The sequence below is a fragment of the Roseibium sp. genome, from assembly GCF_965276855.1.
GTDB lineage: Bacteria > Pseudomonadota > Alphaproteobacteria > Rhizobiales > Stappiaceae > Roseibium.
Window position 1 is genome coordinate 3202409 of record NZ_OZ255700.1, and the last position, 25866, is coordinate 3228274.

At 56.2% G+C, this 25866-nt stretch carries 23 protein-coding genes and 1 tRNA gene; 15 read left to right on the forward strand and 9 right to left on the reverse strand.

What is annotated here, in order from left to right; translation table 11 throughout:
* Nucleotides 1–43: 43 nt before the first annotated feature.
* Both ACQY4Z_RS14830 and gltB read right to left on the reverse strand, forming a co-directional pair.
* Nucleotides 44–1477 (reverse strand): glutamate synthase subunit beta, encoded by a 1434-nt coding sequence (locus ACQY4Z_RS14830; RefSeq protein ID WP_209179882.1) that lies wholly within the window; start codon nucleotides 1475–1477, stop codon nucleotides 44–46.
* Between the two features lie 86 nt (nucleotides 1478–1563).
* On the reverse strand, nucleotides 1564–6297 hold the full coding sequence (gene gltB, locus ACQY4Z_RS14835) for a glutamate synthase large subunit (RefSeq protein WP_428522490.1): 4734 nt from the start codon (nucleotides 6295–6297) through the stop codon (nucleotides 1564–1566).
* Between the two features lie 600 nt (nucleotides 6298–6897).
* On the opposite strand from gltB, the gene ACQY4Z_RS14840 reads away from it, so the two are divergent.
* The 5 genes from ACQY4Z_RS14840 (at nucleotide 6898) to ACQY4Z_RS14860 (ending at nucleotide 10719) form a co-directional block, all read left to right on the forward strand.
* Nucleotides 6898–7203, forward strand: coding sequence for a BufA1 family periplasmic bufferin-type metallophore (locus tag ACQY4Z_RS14840; protein WP_133951331.1), 306 nt, complete (start codon nucleotides 6898–6900; stop codon nucleotides 7201–7203).
* A 101-nt stretch (nucleotides 7204–7304) separates the two neighbouring features.
* Nucleotides 7305–8201, forward strand: coding sequence for a DUF692 domain-containing protein (locus ACQY4Z_RS14845; RefSeq protein ID WP_428522492.1), 897 nt, complete (start codon nucleotides 7305–7307; stop codon nucleotides 8199–8201).
* A gap of 1 nt (nucleotide 8202) precedes the next feature.
* Nucleotides 8203–8994 carry a DNA-binding domain-containing protein gene (locus ACQY4Z_RS14850; protein WP_428522494.1) on the forward strand — a complete coding sequence of 264 codons (792 nt, stop codon included), beginning with the start codon at nucleotides 8203–8205 and terminating at the stop codon, nucleotides 8992–8994.
* A 42-nt stretch (nucleotides 8995–9036) separates the two neighbouring features.
* The gene (locus tag ACQY4Z_RS14855; RefSeq protein ID WP_133951337.1) at nucleotides 9037–9615 is read left to right on the forward strand and encodes a DoxX family protein; all 579 of its coding nucleotides are present in this window, start codon (nucleotides 9037–9039) and stop codon (nucleotides 9613–9615) included.
* Nucleotides 9616–9660: 45 nt separating this feature from the next.
* Nucleotides 9661–10719 carry a threonine aldolase family protein gene (locus tag ACQY4Z_RS14860; protein WP_428522496.1) on the forward strand — a complete coding sequence of 353 codons (1059 nt, stop codon included), beginning with the start codon at nucleotides 9661–9663 and terminating at the stop codon, nucleotides 10717–10719.
* A gap of 78 nt (nucleotides 10720–10797) precedes the next feature.
* Here ACQY4Z_RS14860 and ACQY4Z_RS14865 read toward each other — a convergent pair whose 3' ends face one another.
* Nucleotides 10798–11244 carry an Hsp20 family protein gene (locus tag ACQY4Z_RS14865; protein ID WP_133951341.1) on the reverse strand — a complete coding sequence of 149 codons (447 nt, stop codon included), beginning with the start codon at nucleotides 11242–11244 and terminating at the stop codon, nucleotides 10798–10800.
* A 270-nt stretch (nucleotides 11245–11514) separates the two neighbouring features.
* Here ACQY4Z_RS14865 and ACQY4Z_RS14870 point away from each other — a divergent pair, with 270 nt between their 5' ends.
* Together ACQY4Z_RS14870 and ACQY4Z_RS14875 are read left to right on the forward strand one after the other, a co-directional pair.
* Nucleotides 11515–11940, forward strand: a complete 426-nt coding sequence (locus ACQY4Z_RS14870; RefSeq protein ID WP_420339701.1) for a hypothetical protein — start codon at nucleotides 11515–11517, stop codon at nucleotides 11938–11940.
* A 106-nt stretch (nucleotides 11941–12046) separates the two neighbouring features.
* Nucleotides 12047–13126: an alpha/beta fold hydrolase gene (locus tag ACQY4Z_RS14875; protein ID WP_428522499.1), complete on the forward strand. Its 1080-nt coding sequence runs from the start codon at nucleotides 12047–12049 to the stop codon at nucleotides 13124–13126.
* 41 nt (nucleotides 13127–13167) lie between these two features.
* Here ACQY4Z_RS14875 and hisN read toward each other — a convergent pair whose 3' ends face one another.
* Both hisN and ACQY4Z_RS14885 read right to left on the reverse strand, forming a co-directional pair.
* Nucleotides 13168–13974, reverse strand: a complete 807-nt coding sequence (gene hisN / locus ACQY4Z_RS14880; RefSeq protein WP_428522501.1) for a histidinol-phosphatase — start codon at nucleotides 13972–13974, stop codon at nucleotides 13168–13170.
* A 280-nt stretch (nucleotides 13975–14254) separates the two neighbouring features.
* Nucleotides 14255–15103 (reverse strand): N-formylglutamate amidohydrolase, encoded by an 849-nt coding sequence (locus ACQY4Z_RS14885; RefSeq protein WP_428529570.1) that lies wholly within the window; start codon nucleotides 15101–15103, stop codon nucleotides 14255–14257.
* Between the two features lie 247 nt (nucleotides 15104–15350).
* On the opposite strand from ACQY4Z_RS14885, the gene cpdR reads away from it, so the two are divergent.
* The 5 genes from cpdR (at nucleotide 15351) to ACQY4Z_RS14910 (ending at nucleotide 18072) form a co-directional block, all read left to right on the forward strand.
* A complete protein-coding gene (gene cpdR, locus ACQY4Z_RS14890; protein WP_008196017.1) occupies nucleotides 15351–15710 on the forward strand; it encodes a cell cycle two-component system response regulator CpdR in 360 nt (119 codons plus the stop codon).
* Between the two features lie 134 nt (nucleotides 15711–15844).
* Nucleotides 15845–15919: transfer RNA gene (locus ACQY4Z_RS14895), tRNA-Val, on the forward strand.
* A 152-nt stretch (nucleotides 15920–16071) separates the two neighbouring features.
* Nucleotides 16072–16197, forward strand: coding sequence for a type B 50S ribosomal protein L36 (gene ykgO / locus ACQY4Z_RS14900; RefSeq protein WP_008196524.1), 126 nt, complete (start codon nucleotides 16072–16074; stop codon nucleotides 16195–16197).
* A 166-nt stretch (nucleotides 16198–16363) separates the two neighbouring features.
* The gene (locus tag ACQY4Z_RS14905; RefSeq protein WP_428522504.1) at nucleotides 16364–17014 is read left to right on the forward strand and encodes a tetratricopeptide repeat protein; all 651 of its coding nucleotides are present in this window, start codon (nucleotides 16364–16366) and stop codon (nucleotides 17012–17014) included.
* Nucleotides 17015–17088: 74 nt separating this feature from the next.
* Complete coding sequence (locus tag ACQY4Z_RS14910) at nucleotides 17089–18072, forward strand: alpha/beta fold hydrolase (protein ID WP_428522506.1); 984 nt, start codon at nucleotides 17089–17091, stop codon at nucleotides 18070–18072.
* A gap of 49 nt (nucleotides 18073–18121) precedes the next feature.
* Here the strand turns inward: ACQY4Z_RS14910 and pyk are convergent, their stop codons facing one another.
* Nucleotides 18122–19558 carry a pyruvate kinase gene (pyk, locus tag ACQY4Z_RS14915; protein WP_428522508.1) on the reverse strand — a complete coding sequence of 479 codons (1437 nt, stop codon included), beginning with the start codon at nucleotides 19556–19558 and terminating at the stop codon, nucleotides 18122–18124.
* A complete protein-coding gene (locus tag ACQY4Z_RS14920; protein WP_428522510.1) occupies nucleotides 19555–19998 on the reverse strand; it encodes a DUF1036 domain-containing protein in 444 nt (147 codons plus the stop codon). Before ACQY4Z_RS14920 ends, pyk begins: the two co-directional genes overlap by 4 nt.
* Before the next feature lie 464 nt (nucleotides 19999–20462).
* On the opposite strand from ACQY4Z_RS14920, the gene ACQY4Z_RS14925 reads away from it, so the two are divergent.
* The 3 genes from ACQY4Z_RS14925 (at nucleotide 20463) to ACQY4Z_RS14935 (ending at nucleotide 22014) form a co-directional block, all read left to right on the forward strand.
* Nucleotides 20463–21272 (forward strand): N-formylglutamate amidohydrolase, encoded by an 810-nt coding sequence (locus ACQY4Z_RS14925; protein ID WP_428522512.1) that lies wholly within the window; start codon nucleotides 20463–20465, stop codon nucleotides 21270–21272.
* 39 nt (nucleotides 21273–21311) lie between these two features.
* Entirely contained in the window at nucleotides 21312–21608 is a 297-nt protein-coding gene (locus ACQY4Z_RS14930) for a DUF1244 domain-containing protein (RefSeq protein ID WP_409694411.1), read from the forward strand.
* 139 nt (nucleotides 21609–21747) lie between these two features.
* Nucleotides 21748–22014, forward strand: a complete 267-nt coding sequence (locus ACQY4Z_RS14935; protein ID WP_133951361.1) for a DUF2312 domain-containing protein — start codon at nucleotides 21748–21750, stop codon at nucleotides 22012–22014.
* Nucleotides 22015–22089: 75 nt separating this feature from the next.
* Here the strand turns inward: ACQY4Z_RS14935 and ACQY4Z_RS14940 are convergent, their stop codons facing one another.
* Together ACQY4Z_RS14940 and ACQY4Z_RS14945 are read right to left on the reverse strand one after the other, a co-directional pair.
* Entirely contained in the window at nucleotides 22090–23802 is a 1713-nt protein-coding gene (locus ACQY4Z_RS14940; RefSeq protein ID WP_428529572.1) for a DUF882 domain-containing protein, read from the reverse strand.
* Between the two features lie 331 nt (nucleotides 23803–24133).
* Entirely contained in the window at nucleotides 24134–25696 is a 1563-nt protein-coding gene (locus ACQY4Z_RS14945) for a sigma-54-dependent transcriptional regulator (protein ID WP_428522514.1), read from the reverse strand.
* Between the last annotated feature and the right edge of the window lie 170 nt (nucleotides 25697–25866).

Here is a 25866-nt window from a genome sequence, read left to right on the forward strand (position 1 = left end):
CCGGGCACCCGGCGGCTTTTGGACGTCGTTTGACGTGTTTCGATCAGCGCGGTAGGTCGCTTGATCCGGTCAAGTACTCGTCCACCGCGCGCGCTGCCTGGCGGCCCTCACGGATTGCCCAGACGACCAGCGACTGCCCTTTGCGAACATCTCCCGCTGCAAACACCTTGTCGATCGATGTTTTATAGTCATCGGTGTTGGCCTTGACGTTGGTGCGACCATCCAGTTCGAGTTTCTCACCGGCCTGTGCGATGTAGGTGTCCAGGCGTGGTCCGGAAAAACCGATCGCTGCAAAGACCAGATCGGCACGCAGGATGAATTCCGTGCCTTCAATCGGCTTGCGCTTCTCGTCAACACGGGCGCATTTCACACCGGTAACGACACCATCTTCGTCTGCGACCAGACCGAGCGTTGCAGCAGAAAACTCGCGCTCTGCCCCTTCCGCCTGAGAAGAAGACGTGCGGAACTTGGTTGGCCAGTAAGGCCAGATTGTCAGCTTGTCTTCTTTCAGAGGCGGGATCGGCCGAATGTCCAGCTGAGTAACCGACAGCGCACCCTGACGGAATGCAGTTCCAACACAGTCTGAGGCGGTATCGCCGCCGCCAATGACGACAACATGTTTGCCACCGGCCCAGATCGGAGCTTCATCGCCTTCCGGTTCGCCGCCAACGCGGCGGTTTTGTTGAACCAGGTAGTCCATCGCCCAATGGCAGCCCTGAAGGTCCATGCCTTCAACACCAGGATCGCGCGGACGTTCAGCACCGGCGCACAGGATCACAGCATCGTGGCGCTCGGTAAGCTCGTCCATGCTGACCGTGACGCCGACATCGACGTTGTAGTGGAAAGTGACACCCTCGCCCTCCATCTGTTTGACACGGCGGTCGATGAAGTGCTTTTCCATCTTGAAGTCCGGGATGCCGTAGCGCAGCAGACCGCCGGCCTTTGGCTCCCGTTCATAGACGTGGACCGTATGGCCTGCCCGGGCGAGTTGCTGGGCCGCGGCCATACCTGCGGGGCCTGAACCGATGATGGCAACAGCCTTGCCTGTCTTCGTGGCGGACGGTTCCGGGGCGATCCAACCTTCTTCCCAGCCTTTGTCAGCGATTGCCTGCTCAATACTCTTGATGTTGACCGGAATGTCTTCAAGGTTGAGCGTACACGCTTCTTCGCAAGGAGCGGGGCAAATGCGTCCGGTAAATTCCGGAAAGTTGTTGGTCGAGTGCAGGTTGCGCAGTGCGATGTCCCAGTCGCCCTGAAAGACCAGATCATTCCAGTCCGGGATCTGGTTGTTGACCGGACACCCGCTTGGTCCATGGCAGAACGGGATACCGCAGTCCATACAACGTGCCGCTTGGTTGGCGACTTCCTGATCGTTGAGCGGGATCGTGAATTCGCGGAAATGGCGAATGCGGTCAGAAGCTGGTTGGTACTTCTGTTCCTGACGATCGATTTCCAAAAAACCGGTTACCTTGCCCAAGGCGACCTCCTCAAATTTGTGCGTCCTCAAGGTGGCTGCAATCGGCCGCGACAGGCGACCGAGAGCCATGTTGTTCAGTGTGCCGGTTATTCCGCCGCGACCATGCCGAGGCGCTGTTCTTCCATCTCCCGCAGTGCGCGGCGGTACTCGACCGGCATGACCTTCACGAACTTCGGCCGGTAGGTGGCCCAGTCGTCCAGGATCGCAGCTGCTTTGGTTGAGCCGGTCAGCTCCTTGTGCTTGGTCAGCATCTGCCGTAGGCGCTCATCATCATGCCGGGTCATGTCGCAGGACAGGTCTACACGGCCTTTGTGCTCAATGTCACCGCCATGGTGATGGAGCTTCTCAAGCAGGTCATCTTCTTCGGTGACGGGCTCTAGTTCCACCATTGCCAGGTTGCAACGGGATCCGAAGGTTCCGTCTTCATCGAGAACGTAGGCGATGCCGCCGGACATACCAGCTGCGAAGTTACGCCCTGTCTGGCCGATTACAACAACGACACCACCGGTCATGTATTCACAGCCGTGATCGCCGACGCCTTCAACAACGGCGACTGCACCGGAGTTGCGGACTGCGAACCGCTCACCTGCAACGCCTCGGAAGTAGCATTCGCCCTCGGTTGCACCATAAAGCACGGTGTTGCCGACAATGATGGAGTCTTCGGCAACGATCCGGGTGTTTTCTGGCGGGCGGACAATGATCTTGCCGCCGGACAGACCTTTGCCGACATAATCGTTGGCATCGCCTTCCAGGTCCATTGTGACGCCTTTGGCGACGAATGCGCCAAACGCCTGACCCGCCGTGCCCGTGAGCTTGACTGTCAGCGTGTCCGGTTTTTTGAGGCCTTTGTTGCCGTAGCGCTTGGCAATCTCGCCGGACAGCATGGCGCCAACCGACCGGTCCACCGAACAGATGGTCTCTTCGATCGTCGACGGTTCCTTGGTGTCCAGCGTGTGTTGGGCAGCTGCAATCAAGCGGCGGTCGAGAATGTCGATGATCGGGTGCTCTTGACGCTCAGTCCAGCGGGTCTCTTCCGGCTTTGCGTCCGGCTGGAAGAAGATCCGAGAGAAATCAAGGCCGTTGGCTTTCCAATGATCGAGCGCGGCTTCCTTGTCGAGGAAGTCGGAACGGCCAATGAGGTCATCGAGCTTTTCAACGCCGAGAGATGCCATCAGCTCACGGACTTCTTCAGCAACGAAGAAGAAGTAGTTGATGACGTGCTCCGGAGTGCCCTTGAAGCGCTTGCGCAGAACCGGATCCTGCGTCGCAATGCCAACCGGACAGGTGTTCAGGTGGCATTTGCGCATCATCAGACAGCCGGCCGCGATCAGAGGGGCAGTTGAGAAGCCGAATTCGTCCGCGCCCAGCAGAGCGCCGATGATCACGTCACGGCCCGTGCGAAGCCCGCCATCAACTTGCAGGGCAACGCGTGAGCGCAAGCCGTTCAGAACGAGGGTTTGCTGGGTCTCTGCAAGACCGATTTCCCACGGAGAACCGGCATGCTTGAGCGAGGTCAGCGGTGATGCGCCGGTGCCGCCGTCAAAGCCTGAAATCGTGATGTGGTCCGCCCGTGCCTTGGCAACGCCTGCGGCGACAGTCCCAACACCGACTTCTGACACCAGCTTGACCGAGATGTCCGCGACCGGATTTACGTTTTTCAGGTCGTAGATCAGTTGTGCCAGATCTTCGATGGAATAGATATCGTGGTGCGGGGGAGGCGAGATGAGGCCAACGCCCGGGGTCGAGTGGCGGACCTTTGCGATGACCGCGTCAACCTTGTGGCCCGGCAACTGACCGCCTTCGCCAGGTTTTGCACCCTGAGCAACCTTAATCTGGATCATGTCGGAGTTGACCAGATATTCGGTGGTCACGCCGAAACGTCCCGAGGCGACCTGCTTGATGGCAGACCGTTGCGGGTTCATGGTGCCATCGGGGAGCGGATTGAAGCGTTCTGGCTCTTCGCCACCTTCACCGGTGTTCGACTTGCCTCCAATCTTGTTCATGGCGATGGCAAGACTGGAATGGGCTTCTTTCGAAATCGATCCGAACGACATTGCCCCGGTGACGAACCGCTTGACGATGTTCTCAGCAGGTTCAACCTTGGAGATATCGATTTCGGAGTGGCCGATTTCGTCTGCATTTTTAATGCGGAAATGACCACGGATTGCAAAGCGCCCGCTTTCTTCGTTCACTTCCTTCGCAAATGTCCGGTACATATCAGGAAGCTTGGAGCGGACAGCGTGCTGCAAGTTGGCGATGGAGTCCGGTGTCCACATGTGGCTTTCGCCGCGGATCCGGTAGGCGTATTCGCCGCCGACATCCAGAGAACGGCGCAGGATAGCAACGTCTCCGAAAGCTTCGGAATGGCGCTGAACGGTCTCTTTGGCGACTTCACTCAGGCCAATGCCTTCGATCATGGTCGCTGTGCCGAAGAAGTACTTCTCGACAAATTCAGAAGATAAACCAACGGCGTCAAAAATCTGGGCACCGCAGTAGGACTGGTAGGTCGAGATGCCCATCTTGGACATGACCTTCAAGATGCCCTTGTCGATCGACTTGATGTAGCGCTCGACGACTTCGTACTGATCAACTTCTTCCGGGAAGTCCATCTCCATGTGCATGGAAAGAAGGGTTTCGAAGGCAAGATACGGGTTGATCGCTTCGGCACCAAAACCGGCAAGAACACAGAAATGGTGCACTTCACGGGCTTCACCGGTTTCAACCACCAAGCCGACAGATGTGCGAAGGCCCTTGCGGATCAGGTGGTGATGGACGGCAGCCGTTGCCAAAAGGGCAGGAATCGCAATCCGCGAGCGGTTGATCATGCGATCCGACAAGATGATGATGTTGTAGCCGTCGAGCACTGCTTTTTCTGCACGCTCGCAGAGTTCGGCCAATGCGCCTTCCATACCTTCAGCGTCTTTGTCGGCGTTGTAGGTGATGTCCAGCGTTTTCGCAGAGAACTGATTGTCGGCGATGTCGCCGATAACCCGTATTTTTTCCAGATCTTCGTTGGTTAGGATCGGTTGACGGACTTCCAGGCGTTTGGACGTCGACAGACCTTTCAGATCAAACAGGTTCGGGCGCGGTCCGATGAAGGAGACCAGGCTCATCACCAGTTCCTCGCGGATGGGGTCGATCGGCGGGTTGGTGACCTGAGCGAAGTTCTGTTTGAAATAGGTGTAAAGCAGCTTCGATTTGTCAGACAGCGCCGAGATTGGCGTGTCGGTGCCCATGGAACCAATGGCTTCCTGACCGACGGTTGCCATCGGGGTCATCAAAAGTTTGATGTCTTCCTGGGTGTAGCCAAAGGCTTGCTGGCGGTCGAGCAAACTTTCTCCTGCGACCGGAGCCATCTGGCGAACGCCCGGCAAGTCTTCCAGAACGATCTGTGTCTTGTGCAGCCAGTCTTTATATGGGTTGGCCGTAGACAACTGGCGCTTGATTTCATCGTCAGAAACGATCCGGCCTTCTTCCAGGTCGATAAGCAGCATCTTGCCGGGTTGCAGGCGCCATTTCTGAACGATCTTTCCTTCTTCAACAGGCAGAACGCCAACTTCGGAAGACATGATGACGAAGTCGTCTTCAGTCACGATGTAGCGGGCCGGGCGCAGACCGTTCCGGTCAAGCGTCGCACCGATCTGACGGCCATCGGTGAAGGCAACGGCGGCCGGGCCGTCCCACGGCTCCATCAGTGCCGCGTGGTACTCGTAAAAGGCACGGCGATTGTCGTCCATCAGCGGGTTGCCAGCCCAGGCTTCCGGGATCAGCATCATTGCAGCATGGGCGAGCGAGTAACCGCCCATCACCAGGAATTCGAGCGCATTGTCGAAACAGGCGGTGTCTGATTGTCCTTCATAGGAAATCGGCCAGAGCTTCGAAATGTCGTCTCCGAGCAGCGCGGATGAAACAGATGCCTGGCGGGCCGCCATCCAGTTGACGTTGCCGCGGAGCGTGTTGATTTCGCCGTTATGGGCGACCATCCGGTAGGGGTGGGAGAGGTCCCAGGACGGGAACGTGTTGGTCGAGAAGCGCTGGTGCACCAGTGCGAGAGCAGAGGTGAACCGCTCATCCTTCAGGTCGCTGTAGTAAGCCCCAAGCTGATAGGCGAGGAACATGCCCTTGTAGACAATGGTCTGGCTCGACAGCGAGACGATGTAGAAGCCTTTCGTGACCGCATCTGTTTCCGCGCGAACGGTATTGGAGATCACCTTGCGCAGAACATAAAGCCGGCGCTCGAACGCATCCTGATCGTCGCCATTCGAGCGTTTGATGAAGACCTGACGCGATACCGGCTCAGTGGCTGCAATGTCTGGAGCTTTGGAAAGGGACGCGTTGTCGACCGGCACATCGCGCCAGCCAATCAACTCTTGCCCTTCGGCTTTGATGACCCGCTCTACGATTTCTTCGCACTTGGCACGCAGGACATCGTCCTGTGGCAAGAATATAAAGCCTACGCCATAGCCACCGAATTCCGGAAGCGGTGTGCCAGCCGCGGACATCTCGGCTTCGAAGAACCCGTGGGGGATTTGCACCAACATGCCGGCGCCGTCGCCCATGAGCGGATCTGCACCAACTGCGCCGCGGTGTGTGAGGTTCTCCAGAACCTGCAGTCCATCTGCAACGATCTTGTGGGATTTTGCGCCCTTCATATGCGCAACAAAGCCAACACCGCAGGCATCGTGTTCGCGCGACGGATTGTAGAGCCCTTTGTCGGCGGCCGTGCCCAGTCGATCGGCAAGTGTTGTGGCTGTCACGGTGTTTGTCTCCGTCTGGCCTGCTTGCATGGCTGTGCTGGTCGTCAGCTCTGTCTTCGTCATGTGCGCCCTCACTGTTACCCCAGTGTTAGCCGTGGTTTGGAGCGTCGGGTTCCGTTCGGGTCGCATTCCATCAAGAGTGCGGCTCGGTGAACCCTGGCTTTTGCCCCGGCTCTGTCGATGTACTTACTGCAGCGGCTTGTTCTAGCAAACCGTCGCATTGCCGCAGCGCCAGTTAGCGCTGTTGAAACACAATTGCCTCATCTTGCTGGAGGCCCTCCCCGGACCGAGCAAGCGGCTGCTTGGATCTTACATTTATCACGACCGGCGGTCCGGTGGTGTTTCCCTTACCTCAAAAGGACAGTATGCCTGTCCTATTCCAAGCGGGCGGAACATGACAGATTTCATTGCAAGGAGCAAGTGTGTTTCTTTGTCGCTATTATAATTGTTTCGTACGTAAAGTGCCAATCGTCCGGAAACGTCGCGTTGAGTTGGGTTTGAGTAAGAATCTTTCGTTTAATAGTCTAAGGTAGGTGACAGCTCGCAGCAGTGTCACAGGCGTTTGATTTCCCATTGAACGCCAATCCGGCCATGTAACGGGTGTAGCAGCACTTATCCGGCATCGTGGTTGCTGCGCTGATTTTTTGACCAGAGGAGTTTGATATGAAAAACAAGGCTATGTCTGCAGCAGTTGTTGCTGGCGCCGTTGCCACAGCAATTGCAGGTCTTTCGGCGACCACTTCGACACCGGCCCATGCTCAAGCCAAAGAGAAATGCTATGGTGTTTCCCTGAAAGGCCAAAACGATTGTAAAGCCGGTCCGGGAACGACGTGTGCCGGTTCGTCAACCGTTGATTACCAAGGCAACGCTTGGACGCTGGTTCCGAAAGGCACATGCGTGTCCATGGAACTGCCGGACGGCCGGAAGGGGTCCTTGACGGAATTGTCTCGCGACCTTCCGGAAGCGTAATTGGAAGAACTCGAATCGGCCTATAACGGGCGATCATACGAACTCAGGCTGGCGGTTTGCGCCGCCCGCCTCACACCGTAGTTCAAGGTCTGGAGCTTGCCATGCGGTCCGACGAGCAACCCGTTTCTGCTTTTGGCACTCAGGCGGCCGTTCCGAACCGGCCCGGCGCTGGTTTGAAAGCGGAGCATGTCGCCGACATTCTTCAAAGCCACCCGGACATCGGTTTTTTCGAAGTTCACGCGGAAAACTATATGGGCGCCGGAGGGCGGCCGCATCAACAGCTCACGGCAATTCGCGACATCTATCCGCTATCGCTTCACGGTGTTGGTCTGTCCATTGGCGGCGAAAGCCCGCTCGACAAAGATCACCTGGCTCGGCTCGCGGAGTTGAACAAACGCTATGAGCCCGGTCTGTTCTCTGAACACCTGGCCTGGTCTACACACGAGACGACCTACTATAATGACCTCTTGCCGGTTCCATACGACCAGGCAACTCTTATACGCGTGTGCGATCACATCGATGAAGTTCAAGATGTGATGGGGCGGCAGATGCTTTTGGAGAACCCGTCCACTTACATTGCCTATGCTCAGAGCACCTTCAGTGAGTTGGATTTCCTAAAAGAGATCACTCGCCGGACAGGGTGTGGTTTGCTTCTCGACGTCAACAACATCTACGTGTCCTGTACTAACCAGGAACAGTCGCCGGCCGCTTACCTGGCCGAATTTCCCATGCAATATGTCGGTGAGATACATCTTGGAGGCCATGCTCCGGATATGGACGAGGCGGGACGTCCGCTGTTGATTGATGCGCATGACCGCGCCGTCGATGATGCTGTTTGGGCTCTCTACAAAGACGTGATTGGAATGCACGGCGCCCTGCCGACATTGATTGAATGGGACAATGATGTTCCAGCATGGCCCGTTTTGCTTCGTGAAGCAGATGCTGCGCAGGAAATCCTGCGTCGTGCCGAAGACGCAGACCTGAAGGCGGTCAGCTGACATGGCACAAGTGTTTGCACTGCCAAGGCTCTCCTCAGCTGACTTTGGCGACGCTCTCATGAATCCGGAGCTTGGGACGCCCGAAGGCGCTGTCGGACCGGACGGTCTTCCGGACGTTAAACGCTTCAATGTTTACAGGAACAATGTCATCGTCAGTCTTTGTGAGGCGCTGGGCGAGACCTATCCGTCTATCAAAGCGCTCCTCGGTGACGAATATTTTGCGGCTTTGGCCCGTGCGTTTGTCGCAGAGCATCAACCGTCAAACCCTGTCCTGATCTGGTATGGAGAAGAGTTTCCAAGTTTTCTTGCCGCATTCCCGCCGCTGAAGGCCTATCCTTATCTGGAAGATGTGGCGCGCCTGGAATGGGCTTGGCTTCAATCCTACCACGCGAAAGACTGTCAAGTTTTTGATCCGGCCACGCTTGCGACGATCCCGCCCACAGATCTTGGAGGCGTCAGATTTCGGCGTCATCCAGCGGCAACGATCATAGCTTCAGAGTGGCCAATCTGGGATCTCGTGAAGGTCAATCGGTTCAAAGATGGAGAGCAATCGCAGATCGATCTCTCTGTTGCCCAGCCCGTGCTGATCGTCCGGCCAGAGTTCGATGTCGATGTCCGGGTTTTGGAACCAAGCCATGCAGCCTTCGGGGGCGCAATTTTTTCCGGAGCGTCGTTGGGGGAAGCGGCTGAAACGGCACTTGAAGTAGACAGCGGATTTACACTGGCTGATTGTTTGTCGAACTTTCTTTCAAATGGGGCTCTTGCCGGTCTGCAGATCAAAGAACCCGCTTAAGCGGGGATCCGGCTAGAAACAACAAAAGAGGCTATGAAGCGGATGGTTATTGGTTTTTTTGTAAGGCTTTACACGTTGGTGTTCGGCGCAATTGAGCGGCTGACTGAAGGCTGGTTTTTGGGTCTTGCCTCCCGGCTTATTTTTGCTGCTGTGCTGTTCCAGTTTTTCTGGAACTCGGCGCTCACAAAGATCGGCGGCAATATCATGAACATCTTTACGCCGACGGCTGGTGCATATGCCCAAATGCTGCCGGCCATGATGGAGCAGGTCAGCTATGACACCAGCCAGATCGCCTTTTTTCCATATGGCCTGATTGTTCTCCTCGGAACTTGGGGCGAGTTCATCCTGCCAGTGCTTGTTGTTGTTGGTCTTTTCACCCGCGCGGCCAGCCTTGGCATGATTGTCTTCATTATAGTGATGACTTACGTCGACATCACCGGCCATGGAGCCGATGCCAAGACGATTGGAGCGCTCTTTGACGGAGATCCTTATGCGATTATTGCAGATGACCGGCTGCTGTGGATCTTCCTGCTTCTGGTGCCGACTTTGAAAGGGCCGGGACTGATTTCGCTCGACGCTCTACTTGGCGTGCAGTACCGCAAGCGGGAAATGTACTACTAGGAAATAGCGGTTGCCCGGTTGGGGCCGTGGTGATTTAACGGCCCCATGAATTTTGCCAGTGACAATTGGGCGGGTGCAGCTCCGGCGGTGATGTCGGCTCTGACCCGCCATAATAGTGGTCATGCGCCGGCCTACGGCGGTGACCCTCTCACCGAAAGCGTCTCCAACAAGTTCAACGAGCTGTTTGAACGGGAGGTGGCCGTTTTTTTTGTGGCAACAGGGACGGCTGCAAACTCTCTCGCGCTTGCGGCTTACGGCAAACCGGGTGGTGCCATTTTCTGCCACCGCGATTCGCACATTCAGGTCGATGAGTGCAATTGTCCGGAATTCATGACAAGCGGCGGCAAGCTGGTCAGTGTTCCTGGGGCGAATGGGAAGTTTACCGCAGGAGGCTTGGCCGAGGCCATGTCCGCTTTCCCCGATGGTGTGGTGCATCATGGTCAGGTTGCAAGTGTCTCCATCAGTCAGGCGACGGAAAGCGGCACAGTCTACACGTTGGAAGAGATTGCCGCGATTAAGGAGGCTGCGGCTTCCCGGTCTGTTCCTTTGCACATGGACGGCGCTCGCTTCGCAAATGCACTCGTAACGCTCGGATGTTCACCTGCCGACATGACGTGGAAGTCCGGCGTGGATGTGCTGTCCTTCGGTGCAACAAAAAACGGATGCTGGTGTGCGGAAGCGGTCGTCTTTTTCGACCTGGAAACTTCCAAGGGCTTTGAGTACTTCCGTAAGCGCGGCGGGCATCTTTTTTCCAAAAGCCGGTTTGTGGCCGCCCAGTTTGATGGATATCTCAGTGAAGACAGCTGGCTGGATACAGCAGCACACGCCAATGGGATGGCGCTGAAGCTTGCTGAAGGCATCCGGTCCGCTGGTGGAAGAACGGCGTGGCCGGTCGAAGCCAATGAGCTGTTTCCAATCCTGAAGCGTCGGCAGTTCGAGCAATTGGAAGCGAAGGGTGCAAAGATTTACGAATGGCCGGCGAAAGATCTGCCAGAGGGCCACGCGCCGGAGGCAGACGAAGTTTGCGTGCGCATGGTCTGCAGCTTCGCAACGACCGAAGACGACGTTGCGGCGTTCTTGAACGCGCTTTCCGAGGCGTGCTGATTCTGCCGTAGATACGAAGAGAGGCGCCTGTTTGACAGGCGCCTCCGCACCGCTTCAGCTCAGGGGAGAAGCTGCCGGTTAGTGAGCGGTGCTTTCAATCTGTTTGGTCCCGCCGGATGTGATCTCGATCTTGCGGGGTTTCATGGCCTCGGGCAGTTCACGGACCAAGTCGACGTGAAGGAGGCCATTTTCGAGGCTCGCACCGTCAACGCGGACGTATTCCGCGATCTGGAAGCGACGTTCGAACGTCCGGGATGCGATGCCGCGATACAGGATTTCGCGATCGGCAGCTTCTTCTGCTTTTTCACCCTTGATCGTCAGAACGTGTTCTTTTGCTTCAACGGAGAGTTCCGCATCGCTGAAGCCTGCAACAGCCATGGTGATCCTGTAGGAGTTTTCGCCGGTCCGCTCGATGTTGTACGGCGGATAGCTGGGAGCTTCATTGCCAGCTGCATCCAGCATGGAAAAAAGGCGGTCAAAACCGATTGTGGAACGGTGAAGTGGGGTAAAGTCGAAGTGACGCATAGTCTGTCCTCTCTTTGAGCAACTGTTACTTCTGATTTTTGCGATCTCCTGTCCCCCATCATTGGCGAGACTGGAACGCTGCGCAGACCCGTTTTGGCGCCTGCACTGATCGAGATGGGAATTCTGAATTTTGAATTCAAGAGGTCGTGGGCAAGCGGAAACATCGGCGATGAACTGAAGATGAATAGGGCCTTCCGGTCCCGTTCAAACGCTCTTCGGCATTCTCCGGGTATCGCCAGCACGGTGCTGGCGGAACAAGGAGATCACACAATGTCGATGTCACTCATGAAGCGCATTTCCACGAAAGCGTCTGCCCCGATTGCAGGAGCGGTTTTGCTCTTGGCCGCTGGTGCAGCAACGCAAGCGCAGGCTGTTCCTGTCTCAGGTTTGGGGGCAAAAGCACCGGTAGTCAGCGGCATGACGATGACAGTTGATCACCGCGGAGGGCCAGGACGCGGTTGGGACCGTGGGCACGGTCGGCATCAATACGAGTTGGGGCCGAGGCAAATTCGCCGCAGCTTACGCCATCGCGGGTTTCACCGGATCAAAATCATTGATCGCCGCGGCCCGATGTACATCATCAAAGCACGTGGCTGGCGTGGTTTTCCTGTCAGACTCGTCGTCGATTCCCGCAATGCAGATATCGTGCGCAGCCGCCCACTGGGCCCACGGTACAACTGGCACAGCCGGTGGTAATTCTGGTCACTTTTGGAGCCGGTCCTGCGGGGCCGGCTCAAAGTATGTTGAGAGCTGGAGCTCAGGCGGCTATCACTGATCGCTGCGACAAGCGAATCGGATCAAGATGAGCCTGATTGACACCAAGGATAATCCGATCCCGGATGGGGCCGTTTCCGGGTTTTTGGAGATGAATGGCCGGGTCAAGCTGCGCTATGCGCATTGGCCTGCTGCGCCAGGCAAGTCGTGTCGGGGCACTGTGACCATCCTCCAGGGACGCGCTGAGTTTATCGAAAAATACTATGAAGTTGTCTCCGACCTGCGTTCGCGAGGATATGCTGTTGTTGCGTTCGATTGGCGCGGGCAGGGCGGTTCGACGCGTTTGACCCGAAGCCCGGCGCGGGGACACGTCACGAACTTCAAAAGATATCAGCAGGATTTGCTGGCGATCTTGAAGAACGTTTCCCTTGCAACCTACCCGGGGCCGCATTTTGCGCTGGCGCACTCGACTGGTGGGCTGATTCTCATGTCATGTTCACAGCGGCTGCGAACAATGCTTGACCGTGCTGTGATTACTGCGCCGCTTCTGGCGATCGCACCAAGGGATTGGGAGAGCGATCTGACGGCGGGTTTGCGAAAGCTGCTCCGTATTTTGACTTTGGGGCTGTTTGGAAGACCTCAACTCAGGGCGACCCGCCCCTCCACTTCCCGGTTGACCGAGACACTCGGTTTCGGTCTCGCCCGTGTTTGCGCCTGGACCTTTTTGGGACGGCTTTATGTTCCCGGCGGAAATGGGAAGCTCACACTCCCATTCGAAGAAAACCGCCAGACAACTGACCGTCAGCGCTATCGCAGGTTTTCCAAGGTTCTGGAAGAGCACCCGGAAATCGGTATCGGATCGCCGACAATGAGTTGGCTGAACGCAGCCGCCACGGCCATGAAGTCGATGCGTCAGCGCCGCGCCGGACCTGAAATGCGCTTGCCATGCCTTATACTTGGCGCTGGTCGGGACAGAATTGTTTCCACGCCCGCAATTGAAGAGTTTGTCTCCCGTACAAAAAATGCATCGTATATCGAGATCTCGGGCGCGGAACACGAGCTGCTTATGGAAGCCGACAGATACCGGGACCAGGTCTGGGCGGCATTTGACGCCTTTATTCCGGGTTTGGAAGCAGATTTGGTGATGGACCAGGCGGGTGCTGATTGATCTTCAGTGATACGCCGCATGGTTGATCTTGCAGACGAGTATCAGACGGCAGCTTTCGCCAGTTCGGTCAGCAAGATGTCGTGGAGGCGTTTATCGCCGGATGCAACGATCTGGCCGCCATCTGCCGGTGAGCCGCCTGTCCATGTCGTTACAACGCCGCCGGCACCTTCAATAATCGGGACCAATGCGACGATGTCATAGGGCTGCAACCCGGACTCTATCACGGCGTCGCCATGGCCCGCTGCGACCATGCAATAGGCGTAACAATCCGTTCCGTATCTCGTAAGCTGTGCCTCTGCCTCCAGTCGATCAAAGACCGGCCGTTCGCTGGCGTTAAAAAGCGCGGGTGTTGTCGTAAATAGGGTCGCGCTGTCGAGCGAAGCGCAGGCCCGCGTTTTCAGATCTTTTTGGCCGAGAGGCCCATGATACCAGGCGCGTTCACAATCCCCGCTGTAGCGCTCGCCAATATAAGGCTGGACCATCATGCCAAGACTGGGTTTGCCATTTGACCGGAGACCGATCAGCGATCCCCAAGTTGGAAGGCCGGTAATAAAGGCTCGCGTGCCATCAATCGGGTCCAAGACCCAAACATGATCAGAATCAAGGTTCTCTGGTCCATGTTCTTCACCCAGGATGCCGTGGTCGGGGTAATGTTCGTTGATCAGAGCCCGCATGGCTGTTTCGCCGTTCTTGTCGGCGATTGTGACTGGGTCGAAACCGCTTTCCAACTTGTTGTCGACCGAGAAGCCTTGCCGGAAGTGCGGCATGATTGCAGCGCTGGAAGCGTCCGCCAGGCGATCGAGAAATGGAGCCAGCGGGTTTGCACTGGCAGCGAGCGGCATGGACATATGGCCTCCAGTCGGATGTGTCACTTTTCGGTCAGAACGACCGCAGGTGGCTGTCTTATAACCTGATTTGCAAAAAAAGAATTCGGAATACCTGAATTGATGCTCATATTTTGAGCATGAAACAATCGCTGCTGGGGTTGCATTTTGTGCGGTGCAGTGCGATCTTATTGCGGTGCGATAGAGCTTTCTGTCGTACCGCCCTCCTTGGGCGTTTCCTCCCTAGACTTCGGCCGCCTCGTTTGAGTGCGGCCTTTTTTTTTAATTCGATTTAATTCAGGGATTATTCGGCCGCGATAGAATCCGCGACGAGACCGGCGTCCGGCATTGCGGTCAACTCCCGGACGAAGTCTTTCAGATCGTGGAACAATTGTCCGAAATGGGCAGTTGGCTCATGAGTCGCTTCGTCCATGTAAAGGCCGCGATTGATTTCAATTTGAAGAGCATGCAGTCCGCTTGACGGCCGGCCGTAATGCTCCGTTATGAAGCCGCCTGCATACGGCTTATTGCGGCTCACGCTGTATCCCTTGCTCCGCAGTGTTTCGAACGCAAAGTCGGTAAGGTCGCTGTTGCAGCTGGTGCCGTAGCGATCACCCAGAATGAAATCGGGCCGTGTATCTGTGGTCTGACATTTTACGGTTGATGGCATTGAGTGGCAGTCAATCAAGACTGCATGCCCAAATGTCACGTGCGTTTGCGCCAGCAGACGCCTCAGTGTCGAGTGGTAGGGCTTATAGATCGTCTCGATGCGGTTGAGCGCTTCTTCAACAGGCAGCCTGTGCCGATAGATCTCGTGGTTTTCGCTTACAATGCGCGCGACGGTTCCAAGGCCACCAGCTACACGGATCGAGCGGATGTTTGCGTAAGACGGCAGCCGGCCATCATACATCTTCGGATCGAGCTCATAAGGTTCCCGGTTTACATCCAGATAAGCGCGCGGAAAGTGTGCCCGCAGCATGGGGGCACCAAGTGGCACCACATGCGAAAAGAGCTCGTCCACATAAGCATCTTCGGACCGCCGGATCGAGCGCGCATCAAGCCGTGAGGCAGCCAGGAAACTCTCTGGATACTGACGGCCCGAATGAGGAGAGTTGAAAACAAATGGCAGCCGTTGATCAGCAGGGGATAACACATCAAATGCAGGAAAGCCGTTGAAGTCGACTTCGAACTGGCTGTTTGGGGCGCTGGGCGTTGAACTTGTCAATATGTGTGTCCCGTTTGCGGCGATTGCCTATCGTGCCAAGGAATCAACACGCAGTCCACAGTCGAGCGCGCAAAAGCTTAGGAGAACCAATTCACCCTATCTTTCTGTTGATTTCGAGCTATAACCGGCGAAAGACTTGAACGCTCCGTAATGCGAAGGAAATTGGTTGCAAACTATGCCGCGTATCCTGCTTGCCGAAGACGATAACGACATGCGCCGGTTCCTGGCGAAGGCTCTGGAAAATGCCGGGTATGACGTAGTGTCATTTGATAACGGCAAAAGCGCGTATGAGAGACTGCGCGAAGAACCGTTTTCCCTGCTCCTGACCGATATTGTGATGCCGGAGATGGATGGCATTGAGCTCGCGCGGCGTGCAACGCAGCTCGACCCTGATCTGAAGGTGATGTTCATTACCGGATTTGCAGCTGTTGCGCTTAATCCAGAATCGGATGCGCCGAAGGATGCAAAGGTTCTTTCAAAGCCCTTCCACCTCAAGGACTTGGTGCAGGAAGTGGAGCGAATGCTCGCTGCCTGATCGTCACTTTCAACAGGCTGAAGAGCGAAAAAGGAATTTTTGACAGTTCGGTGAAAAGGGGGTTGCACAGACTTTGGATCCCCGCTATATCGCACCCCACCACGGCGTTGGGACGCCGATGGCCGAAGAAATTCGGGCGTGTAGCTCAGCGGGAGAGCACTTCGTTGACATCGAAGGGGTCACAGGTTCAATCCCTGTCACGCCCACCATTATTGCGCAGATCAAATTCGTGACGCGCTCTAGCTTGGAAGACTGGCGCAGATATCTGCAGCGACTTCCGGCAAAAATGAATGAGAAGAATGGGCGCCTTGGGCGCTCATTTGGTTTGAAGCTAAACAGACGACCCCACGGGGACAATGACATGAAGATCAAGAATTCGCTCAAAGCGTTGATGACCCGTCACCGGGAAAACCGCATGGTCCGCCGTAAGGGCCGTGTTTACATCATCAACAAGAAAAACCCGCGCTTCAAGGCACGTCAGGGCTAAGCGTTCTGACGCTGCTTTTGGCAGCGTCGCGCAACAGGCATTGTCAGGTGCGCGCCTTGGAAAGGCGGTGGGCCACAATGTACCCAATTCGCGTTTGTGTGAACGTGTGAGTTTTCGGGATTGACCGCCGCATTCAACGACCCATAATCGTTGTATGCGGATTTTTGTGTTTGCCACCTTTCTTTTTCTGTTTCCGGTCGTGGGTCTTGCCCAACCGGTGCCTGATCTCGGGCCTGAGACAGACACGCCCTCTATTGATGATTTTGATGCCTTGCCGGATGCAGAGCCGGACGAAGGCGGGCAGGTGGTTGTGGAAGAAACCGACCCTGGCGAAACTCTATCCAAGCTCGATAGTCTTTATGAAGATCTCGCAGGTGCCGAAGATCCGGCTGTGCGCCAACGCGTTGCACGCGACATCCGGCGCATTTGGATGGACTCGGGCTCTGATACTGTCGATCTGTTAATGGCGCGCGCTGGGCGCGCCATCCAGGCCGAGGATCACGGACTTGCGCTTGATCTTCTCGACGTCGTTGTCGTCCTTGAGCCGTCCTTTGCTGAAGGGTGGAACCGCAGGGCGACCGTGCATTACATGAAGGAAGACTTCGGCAAGTCACTTGTCGATATTGAGCGAACCCTGGCCTTGGAACCCCGGCATTGGGGTGCATTATCAGGCCTTGCGATCATCCAACGCCGATTGGGATTTGAAGAACAAGCGCTGTCCACGTTCCGGCGGGCATTGGAAATCCATCCAGGTCTTGAAAACGCAAGTGAAGCAGTCGAATCTCTGGAAAAGGAAGCGGAGGGCGAACCCGTTTGATGGAAACGCGCAAATCCTGCGCCAGTTAACCCGTATGACGCGTTCCAACTATAATACGGTTTCAGTCCTTCAACATGCTCTCAGTTCTGCTCGCAATCCTTGTTGTACTCGCATCGCTCGCCGGTTACTCGGCCTTGCGGTTTTACCAGATCAGACGCTCGATCCGACCTGATGGAGAAATGCGCACCGTGGACGGTGTCCAACTCCACTATCATTTTTACTCAGCGGAAAACGCGTGTCCGGATACGCCGACCTTGGTCTTCCTGCATGGTGCGAGCGGAAATGCCTATGATTCTCAACTCGCGTTTCTAAAGCCCCTGAAAGGGCGTTATCCGCTGCTTTTTGTGGACCGGCCCGGTTTGGGTTTTTCCGGTACGATCCCGGATGGAAAGAACTCGCCAGCTCGTCAGGCCGAGCTGATTGACGGACTGCTTCGTAAATTGGGCATTGATCGGTGTATTGCCATCGGTCACTCACTCGGCGCGTCTGTTACCGCTGCACTTGGTCTGAGGGCTCCGGACCGGATATGCGGTTTGGCGTTTTTGGCGCCTGCAACACATCCTTGGCCCGGCGGTGTCGCATGGTACAATCATGTGGCAGCGGCGCCGGTAATCGGGTGGTTGTTCTGCCGGATCTTGACGCTTCCCGTTGCCGAGTATTTGGCGCCACGGTCCATCCGGCACGTTTTTCATCCAGAGCCGCAGCCAGAGAACTATAATCAGGCAACACGGTTGCCATTACTCTTTTTGCCGGAGGCTTTCCGCTCAAATGCCACGGATATCGCTCGCTTGAAGCCTCACGTGATAGCGCAGTCCAAGGACTATGGTGATCTCGAGCAGCCCACTGTTATCTTAACCGGCACGGAAGACACGGTCGTGTGGCCATCTATTCACAGCGAAGGTTTGCTGCGCGATCTTCCAAATGCCGAGCTTGTGGTTTTGGAGGGGGCGGGGCACATGCCGCATCACACCCGAACTGATGCGATTGTCGAGGCTTTGGACCAGCTTGTTCTCCGGGTCGGTAAGGCAAGCGTATTGGATTGCCGGAGCAGCGCATAAAAAGGGCGGCCAGTTGCCGCCCTTCTGGAAATTTCAACCGATTAGATCGTCAAATGCCGCCCTGGCCGTCTGTGCCAACAAACGCAATCCGCAACATATTGGTGGATCCTGGTGTGCCGAACGGGACGCCGGCCGTGATGATGATCCGCTGACCCGGTTTTGCCCATCCTTCAGAATGAGAAATCCGGCAGGCGCGATCGATCATATCCTCTTCGTTGGCAGCGTCTTCGCTGACCACACAGTGGAGACCCCAACCGAGCGACAGCCGACGGGCCGTTGCCATGACGGGTGACAATACGATGATCGGGCTGGACGGGCGTTCCCGCGAAGCGCGCAAACCCGTGGCGCCGGATGTCGTGTAGCAAACCACTGCAGCCAGATTAAGCGTTTCCGCAATTTGGCGTGCCGCCGCAGAGATCGCATCGGAACCGGTCGCTTCCGGTTCGGTACGCTGGGCGTAGATGATGGTCCGGTAGTTCGGATCCTGTTCCACCTGTTGAGCGATCCGGTCCATTGTGGACACGGCCTCGATCGGAAAGTCGCCAGCAGCCGATTCCGCGGAGAGCATGACTGCGTCAGCGCCTTCAAAGACGGCGGTCGCCACGTCAGAAACCTCTGCACGGGTTGGCACCGGTGCGGTGATCATGGATTCAAGCATTTGAGTTGCGATAACCACCGGCTTTCCTGCACGCCGGCAGGCGCGTGTGATCCGCTTTTGCAGACCCGGAACCTGTTCCAGCGGCATTTCAACGCCAAGATCGCCACGAGCCACCATGATCGCGTCTGACAGCTCTATGATTTCATCAAGGCGACCGATCGCTTGCGGCTTTTCAATCTTTGCAAGTACACCGGCGCGGCCGCGGGTGATTTTGCGAACTTCTGCAAGATCGTCCGGGCGTTGAACGAAGGACAGGGCAACCCAGTCTACATTCTGCTCAAGCGCGGCAATCAGATCCTTATGGTCCTTTTCCGTCATCGCGCTGGTCGCGATTTCAGAGTCTGGGACGCTAACGCCTTTCCGGTCAGAGAGCTTACCGCCGACGATAACTTCGGTCTGAGCTTTCGTCGGAGACGATTCTGTCACGCGCAGCTGGATCTTGCCATCGTCAAGAAGCAGCCGGTGGCCGGGTTCCAGAGCCTTCAGGATTTCGGGGTGAGGAAGGTGGACACGATTGACATCGCCTGCCGATGTGTCTGCATCCAAAGTAAAGATTGCGCCGTTTTCAAGCATCACCGGGCCATCGCCGAATGTGCCTACGCGCAGTTTTGGTCCCTGTAAGTCGGCAAGAATCCCAATCGGTCTTCCTGTTACTTCCTCCACAGCACGGATGCGGCTGACCAGCATCTTGAGACGATCATGATCGGTATGGCTCATGTTGATGCGAAACACATCAGCACCGGCTACATACAATTTTTCGATGATGTCTTGTTCTGAGGAGGAGGGTCCGAGAGTTGCGAGAATTTTAACTCGTCGGTTTCGCCTCATCGCCCACCTGTCCCTTGTTGCACGGGTTCTGTGAGCTGGACTGTCCAGCTGCTTTGTTCTCCCGTGTCGATTTCAAAAAAGCCTGTCCGCTCGAATCCCCGAGCAACACAATCTTCAATTCCGCGAATAGTGAATTCTTTTTCCCGGGTGCACATGAATGCGCGACCGCCCCATTCGCCGAACTGATCGTAATCCACCGCATAGATGTAATAGTAGCGTGACACCAAAGCGCCCGGCACGAGTGTTTCACAGCTGTTGGACGCAAGGTTCCACCAACCTTCAGTGATCCAGTCGGACTTGTCCTTGTATCCAATAGCTACACCAACCTGGCTGTCCGTCTTGTTGCATAGACGGAGATCAGCGTGTGCGTTGTCGCTGAAAATGGTGTTCAGGAAGACGGCCAGACTTAAGGCGCAGAAGATCTGGATGGATGCACGCATCCACGTTTGCGACCAGCCCCGGTGCCGTTCCCCTACCTCTAACATACGCAGTCGTTCACTTTGCTGCTTTACAGACATTGGCTTTTTGCGTGGACAGAAGTGTCTTGTCAACGTCGTTAACAAGATATGTGCGGGAGGAAAACCCCTTGACATCCATCGCTTCCATCTCTTGGGCCCACCCAGATGAAACCAAGCTACCCTATGAAGTTATAATTGGGGCGGGAACATGACCGTACCTCCGTGGGTAGCCGTTAGCCGTCAAAAAAGGGTAACCAAACACTTTCATCCACATCAAAAACCTAGGTTGTTGATTGCTGGCGGCTGCGATCCTCTAGCGGGCTGATTTTTCACGATTCGGGCCCATATAAGCGGCTGTCATTGGAATTGGGCTTGGTTCCGCTGAGCCTTTGTCGTAAATCTGGCGCCCTGCCTCCTCAGCTGCATTAGAAATCAAGAAGACCACGATGACCGATCCTGTCCCGATGCCGGACACGTCTTTTCAGCCGTATGAATATGTTCATGGTGACGAGACCGCAGGCTTCCTGCTCTTGTGTGACCATGCGCGGAACACGGTCCCAGATGAATATGGTGATCTTGGGGTCCCTGCCGCTCAGTTCGAGCGGCATATTGGGTACGATATCGGAGCTCGGGCGGTGACGTTGGAGCTGGCGCGGCGTCTCAATGCTCCGGCTTGCTTGTCGACATTCTCAAGATTGTTGATTGATCCCAATCGGGGCGAAGATGACCCGACCCTAATCATGCGCTTGTCGGACGGTGCCATTATCCCTGGGAATGCGGCAGTTGATGCGACCGAGAGGCGGCGGCGGATTGATCTTTTTCACAAGCCATATCATGACCTGATCGATGCAACGCTGGATCGGATGATGGCGGTTGCGTCGGCGCCTGTGATCATTTCGATCCATAGTTTCACGCCAGTCTGGCGGGGTGTCCCGAGACCTTGGCATGTTACGGTGCTCTGGGACAGCGACCCGCGCGCTGTCGATCCCATGCTGGCAGGTTTGAGGGCACAAGCCGATCTGGTTGTCGGAGACAACGAGCCTTACGATGGTGCCCTTGAAAACGACACGATGTATCGGCACGCAACCAAGCGGGGCCTGTCTCAGGCTCTTCTAGAGATCCGGCAAGACCTTATCGGAGATACCCGGGGGGCGTTGGAGTGGGCCGATCGGTTGGAGCCTATACTGAAAGAACTCGCACAATCACCGGAATGCCGCCAGGTTCGGCACTATGTTTCGCGATGTGACAACAAATGACCGCTCGGTTTCAGGAGCAGACTTGAGGGAGATGAGTTGATGGATGATCAAACGAAAATTGAGCTGGAGGCTGCCGTTTTCCGTCGGTTGGTCGAGCACCTGCGTGGCCGGACCGATGTTCAGAACATTGACATGATGAACCTTGCAGGCTTTTGCCGCAATTGCCTGTCCAATTGGTATGCGGATGCGGCTGCCGAAAAGGACATGAACCTGGGCAAGGACGCAGCTCGCGAGATCGTTTACGGCATGCCCTACGGTGACTGGAAGGCAAAGTATCAAACCGAGGCCACAGCTGAGCAGAAAGCCGCTTTTGACAAAAACAAGCCTGAGCATTGAGGGCTTTGGTCTGGTCCGCTTGACGTGCGTCTTGAAGTCTGGCACGGCACCGGCCGGAATTAACGCGGACTGGTGTTGTGACATCATCCGTGACGTGAACGCAGAAGAAAAACACAACTAGCCAAGGAGAAACACTCGAATGTCCGATCCGGGTGGAGTGGCCGCAGACCAGCTGCGCGCCTTCATTGAACGTATTGAACGTCTGGAAGAAGAAAAGAAGGTCATCTCGGATGACATCAAGGACGTTTACGCCGAAGCCAAGGGCAATGGCTACGACGTCAAAATCCTGCGCAAGGTTGTCTCTCTTCGCAAGAAGCAGCCGCATGAGCGCGAGGAAGAGGAAGCTGTGCTCGACCTCTACCTGCATGCGCTCGGCATGGCAGGGCCTGGGCCTTCCGAGGGCTGAGCTGACTACCGAGACTAAAAACGCCGGGTATTTGGCCCGGCGTTTTCTTTGATGTCACTGCGTTCTGAAATGTCGCTATCTGGCAAACCGGACAGGCAGCACCACGATAGCGGGTCCGTCAAATCGGTCGGTGCGCAGATTGCCATAAGGATCTTGCTGGAAACTTGCAGCTACGAACCTGTTGCCCGGCTTCATGACATTGTTCAGTTGCCGCTGATTGGGATGGCTCAGCCACGCAAATGTTTGGTGGCGGGCTGTGCCTGCGCCAGTCAGCAGAAGTGGTTCGGACCGGTCCGGAAGGCTCGCGAATCCGGCAAGCGGATCAACAATCTGGTCTTTCGGAATGCGCCCGGATACCGATGGCCGCGCGGCGGCCGCTGCCGGTGCAGCCGTTGGACGTGGCGCTGCAGCTTGTTGGTTCGTGGCGGTGCCAGGCCGCAGTGACCGTGTCAACTCGGGCGGTGTCGGTGCCGCCGATGCATAGGCAAGTGTGGTATCTGAGCGGGGGGCAGGGGCTGGTGACGGGATTGCAGTTCCCGTTGCAGCAGCAATTGCCGCCACCGGATCGTCAACCGTTGTTCCCTCAGAGCCACCAATTCTCTCTGCTGCGGCTTGTGCAGCTGCTTGGAGGCTCGCTGCCGGCTTTTGTGCCGGCGCCCTTGCAATATGGAACCGTGCGTCGAGCGGTTCGCTTGCAACTGAAGGCTGGCCGGCATTCAAAGCTGCCCGCTGACCATCGAGTGTGTTGGGCGCGGGTGTAGGAACAGATGCCGCGCTTGCAATTTGAATCGGCTGTTCGTCGATTGGCTTCAACTCTGGAGCTGCACTTGCCACTGCAATGACTGGAGCCTCCTCAGGCGCGTCGACGATCTTGCGAGTAGGCACAGGAGGATTGGCTATGACCGGAGAGACTGTCTCAGCCTGTGATGCCGTCTGGCGACCGCCAACCGCGCCGGGCCGGGTTGCATCGGAGTTTCCAGTGCGCTCGCCGCCACCAAACAGGCTGGCAAACAAATTACCACCGCCCTCAGGCGCTTCACGCGTAACATTTGCCGGAGGCGTTGGTGCTGGTGTGCTGCGGGCACTCTGGTTCCGGGTCGTAAGCGTCCGTGCGCCTTGGTCCCGATCATTGATGTTCCGAGCAGCAGATGTGTCGTTTGATGCGACAATGGTCGGCCGTGTTGAACTCCGCCGGCCTGATTTGGATTCTGCAAGGGCGATCTTGTAGCCCTTCATCGGCTTGCCGTCGGAGGGGATATGCAAAGTCTTGCCGTTCGGGAACACCCGGGCAAGCTGCGATCGGCTCATCTTCGGCCAATGGCGAACGCTGCCTGTATCCAGATGGACAAATGGCGATCCCGAGCGCGGATAATACCCGACACCGCCAACTTGCTTGCGCAAGCCGGTTTCACGCAGCTTTCTGATGTTCACGCCAGGAATATAGAAATCCATGGCTTTGCCGAGCGTGTGCTGGCTGTTTCTTGCAACGCCCTTGGAGCGCTTGCGCAACATGTTGTTCGTTGCAGGCGACCGGTAGCTGGATACAACGTGAATGTAATCTCTGGCCCGTACCTTTTGGTAGACTTCCCAAACAAGGTCGAGCAGTTCCGGATCAATTTTTGTGATTTCGTTGCGCCGCCAGTCGCGCAGAAACCGATTGGCTTCCCGCAGACCGGACGGAATATACCGGCCGTTCTTCTTGAAAGTGATCGAAACACGCTCTTTGGTATGCGTGTTATATAGTTTCAAGGTTCTGGTTTCTGCTTGAACCGTGCCTGCAAATGTCATGGCAAACGCCACGATCGCTGCCGCTGAAATCGCGGCGCGTTTCATCCAGGCGACGGCGTCGAAACCAACAGACCGTTTACGCAATTTCTATCCCGCCGTTTTGTGGTGGCTTGCACCCATCCCGTGCTCCCCAGCAGAACCCGAGTTTTACATGCCGCAGGTTAAGAAGTTTTTACCCTAATCTCAGTTCTGCAGAAATCGTGGTAAAATTGCAACTTGTTGGGCGGTTATCCGCAACGGATTGCGCGCAATAACCCAAGGGGATCCCGTACCGCCCGAATGTGTCCAAAAATCGGCCAAATCCGAGTGGGCGCCTTAAAGTGTCCGGAAATTAGGCAGCTGCATCCGTGCCACCATCGTCCAAACCGTATTCTTTGAGCTTGCGATAGAGGGTGGAGCGGCCAATGCCCAGCCGCTTGGCAACTTCTGTCATACGCCCGGAATAGTGTTTGATGGCGGCCCTGATCAGCTCTTCCTCAATATCAGTCAGTTTTCTGACATGTCCTTCCGGGTCGAGGTTCCGCATGAAGCCAAAGGGTGCTGAGCCTTCAAATCCGGCCGGTGTTGAGGTGGTCGTTGCTGTCGGCGCACCTTGTTGGGCAGGTGGCGGCGGCGCACTAGCAGCCGTTTCTTGCAGAACTGCGGCAAATGGGGCTGAAGCGCTTGGGTGGACAACGCCGGACTGGCTGCCAGGGTGCTCGATTGCGGCCGCAACTTGCGGAAAATCGTCGATGGTCAGCTGGGCTCCATCACACAGAACAACGGCCCGGAAGACGGTGTTCTGTAATTGCCGAATGTTGCCGTGCCAAGCGTACTCCTGCAGCATGGCCAATGCGTCTTGGGCAACACCAGACACCTGGGGCTTACCTTCTTCAGCCGCAAAGCGTGCCAGGAAATGCCGGACGAGGGCTGGGATGTCTTCCCGACGGTCTCGCAATGGCGGGATCCAAATGGGGAAAACGTTCAGGCGGTAATAAAGGTCTTCACGGAACGCGCCGTCTTTGACTTGGTCAATGAGCCTGCGATTCGTTGCAGAGATAAGCCTGAAATCCACTTTGACCGGCCGGCGGGAGCCGATCGGATCAATCTCGTTTTCCTGTATGGCGCGGAGCAGCTTGACCTGCACATCTTGTGGCAATTCACCCACTTCATCTAGAAAAAGGGTGCCGCCATGTGCTTCCTGGAATTTGCCGACATGCTTGTCGACCGCGCCCGTGAAAGCGCCTTTCTCGTGGCCGAAAAGGATTGATTCCACCAGATTGTCGGGGATGGCACCGCAGTTGACCGTGATCAACGGTTTTGACTTGCGGTCACTGGATCCTTGGATCGCGCTTGCGATCATTTCCTTGCCAACACCGCTCTCGCCTTCGATTAGGATGGGAATGTTGGAGGCTGCAGCCCGCTTGCCCAGATTAATCACCCTCTCCATTGCCGGCGAATGGGTGATGATGTCGGCAAAGGTCAGGGTCCCGGAAGCCTTCTTCTGGATTCGGGTGATTTCACCTTCCAGGGCGGACGTTTTCAGGAGGTTGCGGATCGAGACATTCAGCCGCTCAGGTGCGACCGGCTTTACCGCAAAGTCCTGTGCTCCAGCATTCATCACCGAAACAACCGTGTCGATGCCGCCATGAGCTGTTTGAACGATCACGGGGGTGGAAATCTTGTCCGTGCGAAGGCGCTCCAGTACGCCGAGGCCGTCAAGTTCCGGCATCACCATATCGAGGATGATCAGATCGATTTCGCTGGCTTCTGGGCCGGTCATGATCCGCACAGCTTCCGCGCCGTTTTCGGCAGTTTTGGATCTGTAACCAAATTTGTGCACGGCTTCCTGCAGGAGCCGGCGCTGAATTGGATCGTCGTCAACAATGAGAATTTTGCCGCTGAGTGCTTGCATCAGGTGCCTTCGAACTCGTCAAGGTGTCTCGTTTCGGGCCATTCTGGTCGTAAAGCGGTAAACAAATTCTCCAGCCCAATTGAAAAAAGATGCTGTTTTTCGATTGCAGCTACAGGTGGCTAGGGCCTACAAATTCTCTAAGTATCCCATCGGAGCAACCAATCGTTCCG

Excerpts from the sequence above, each read along its gene's own strand:
- ACQY4Z_RS14865 (WP_133951341.1), bottom strand. The coding sequence starts at position 11,244 with ATGCGTCACTTCGACTTTACCCCACTTCACCGTTCCACAATCGGTTTT.
- pyk (WP_428522508.1), bottom strand. The coding sequence starts at position 19,558 with ATGAGGCGAAACCGACGAGTTAAAATTCTCGCAACTCTCGGACCCTCC.
- ACQY4Z_RS14860 (WP_428522496.1), top strand. The coding sequence starts at position 9,661 with ATGAATTTTGCCAGTGACAATTGGGCGGGTGCAGCTCCGGCGGTGATG.
- ACQY4Z_RS14870 (WP_420339701.1), top strand. The coding sequence starts at position 11,515 with ATGTCGATGTCACTCATGAAGCGCATTTCCACGAAAGCGTCTGCCCCG.
- ACQY4Z_RS14940 (WP_428529572.1), bottom strand. The coding sequence starts at position 23,802 with ATGACATTTGCAGGCACGGTTCAAGCAGAAACCAGAACCTTGAAACTA.
- ACQY4Z_RS14845 (WP_428522492.1), top strand. The coding sequence starts at position 7,305 with ATGCGGTCCGACGAGCAACCCGTTTCTGCTTTTGGCACTCAGGCGGCC.
- ACQY4Z_RS14855 (WP_133951337.1), top strand. The coding sequence starts at position 9,037 with ATGGTTATTGGTTTTTTTGTAAGGCTTTACACGTTGGTGTTCGGCGCA.
- ACQY4Z_RS14945 (WP_428522514.1), bottom strand. The coding sequence starts at position 25,696 with ATGCAAGCACTCAGCGGCAAAATTCTCATTGTTGACGACGATCCAATT.
- ACQY4Z_RS14840 (WP_133951331.1), top strand. The coding sequence starts at position 6,898 with ATGAAAAACAAGGCTATGTCTGCAGCAGTTGTTGCTGGCGCCGTTGCC.
- ACQY4Z_RS14850 (WP_428522494.1), top strand. The coding sequence starts at position 8,203 with ATGGCACAAGTGTTTGCACTGCCAAGGCTCTCCTCAGCTGACTTTGGC.
- ACQY4Z_RS14925 (WP_428522512.1), top strand. The coding sequence starts at position 20,463 with ATGACCGATCCTGTCCCGATGCCGGACACGTCTTTTCAGCCGTATGAA.
- ykgO (WP_008196524.1), top strand. The coding sequence starts at position 16,072 with ATGAAGATCAAGAATTCGCTCAAAGCGTTGATGACCCGTCACCGGGAA.
- ACQY4Z_RS14930 (WP_409694411.1), top strand. The coding sequence starts at position 21,312 with ATGGATGATCAAACGAAAATTGAGCTGGAGGCTGCCGTTTTCCGTCGG.
- ACQY4Z_RS14935 (WP_133951361.1), top strand. The coding sequence starts at position 21,748 with ATGTCCGATCCGGGTGGAGTGGCCGCAGACCAGCTGCGCGCCTTCATT.
- ACQY4Z_RS14910 (WP_428522506.1), top strand. The coding sequence starts at position 17,089 with ATGCTCTCAGTTCTGCTCGCAATCCTTGTTGTACTCGCATCGCTCGCC.
- cpdR (WP_008196017.1), top strand. The coding sequence starts at position 15,351 with ATGCCGCGTATCCTGCTTGCCGAAGACGATAACGACATGCGCCGGTTC.
- hisN (WP_428522501.1), bottom strand. The coding sequence starts at position 13,974 with ATGTCCATGCCGCTCGCTGCCAGTGCAAACCCGCTGGCTCCATTTCTC.
- gltB (WP_428522490.1), bottom strand. The coding sequence starts at position 6,297 with ATGACGAAGACAGAGCTGACGACCAGCACAGCCATGCAAGCAGGCCAG.
- ACQY4Z_RS14875 (WP_428522499.1), top strand. The coding sequence starts at position 12,047 with ATGAGCCTGATTGACACCAAGGATAATCCGATCCCGGATGGGGCCGTT.
- ACQY4Z_RS14920 (WP_428522510.1), bottom strand. The coding sequence starts at position 19,998 with ATGCGTGCATCCATCCAGATCTTCTGCGCCTTAAGTCTGGCCGTCTTC.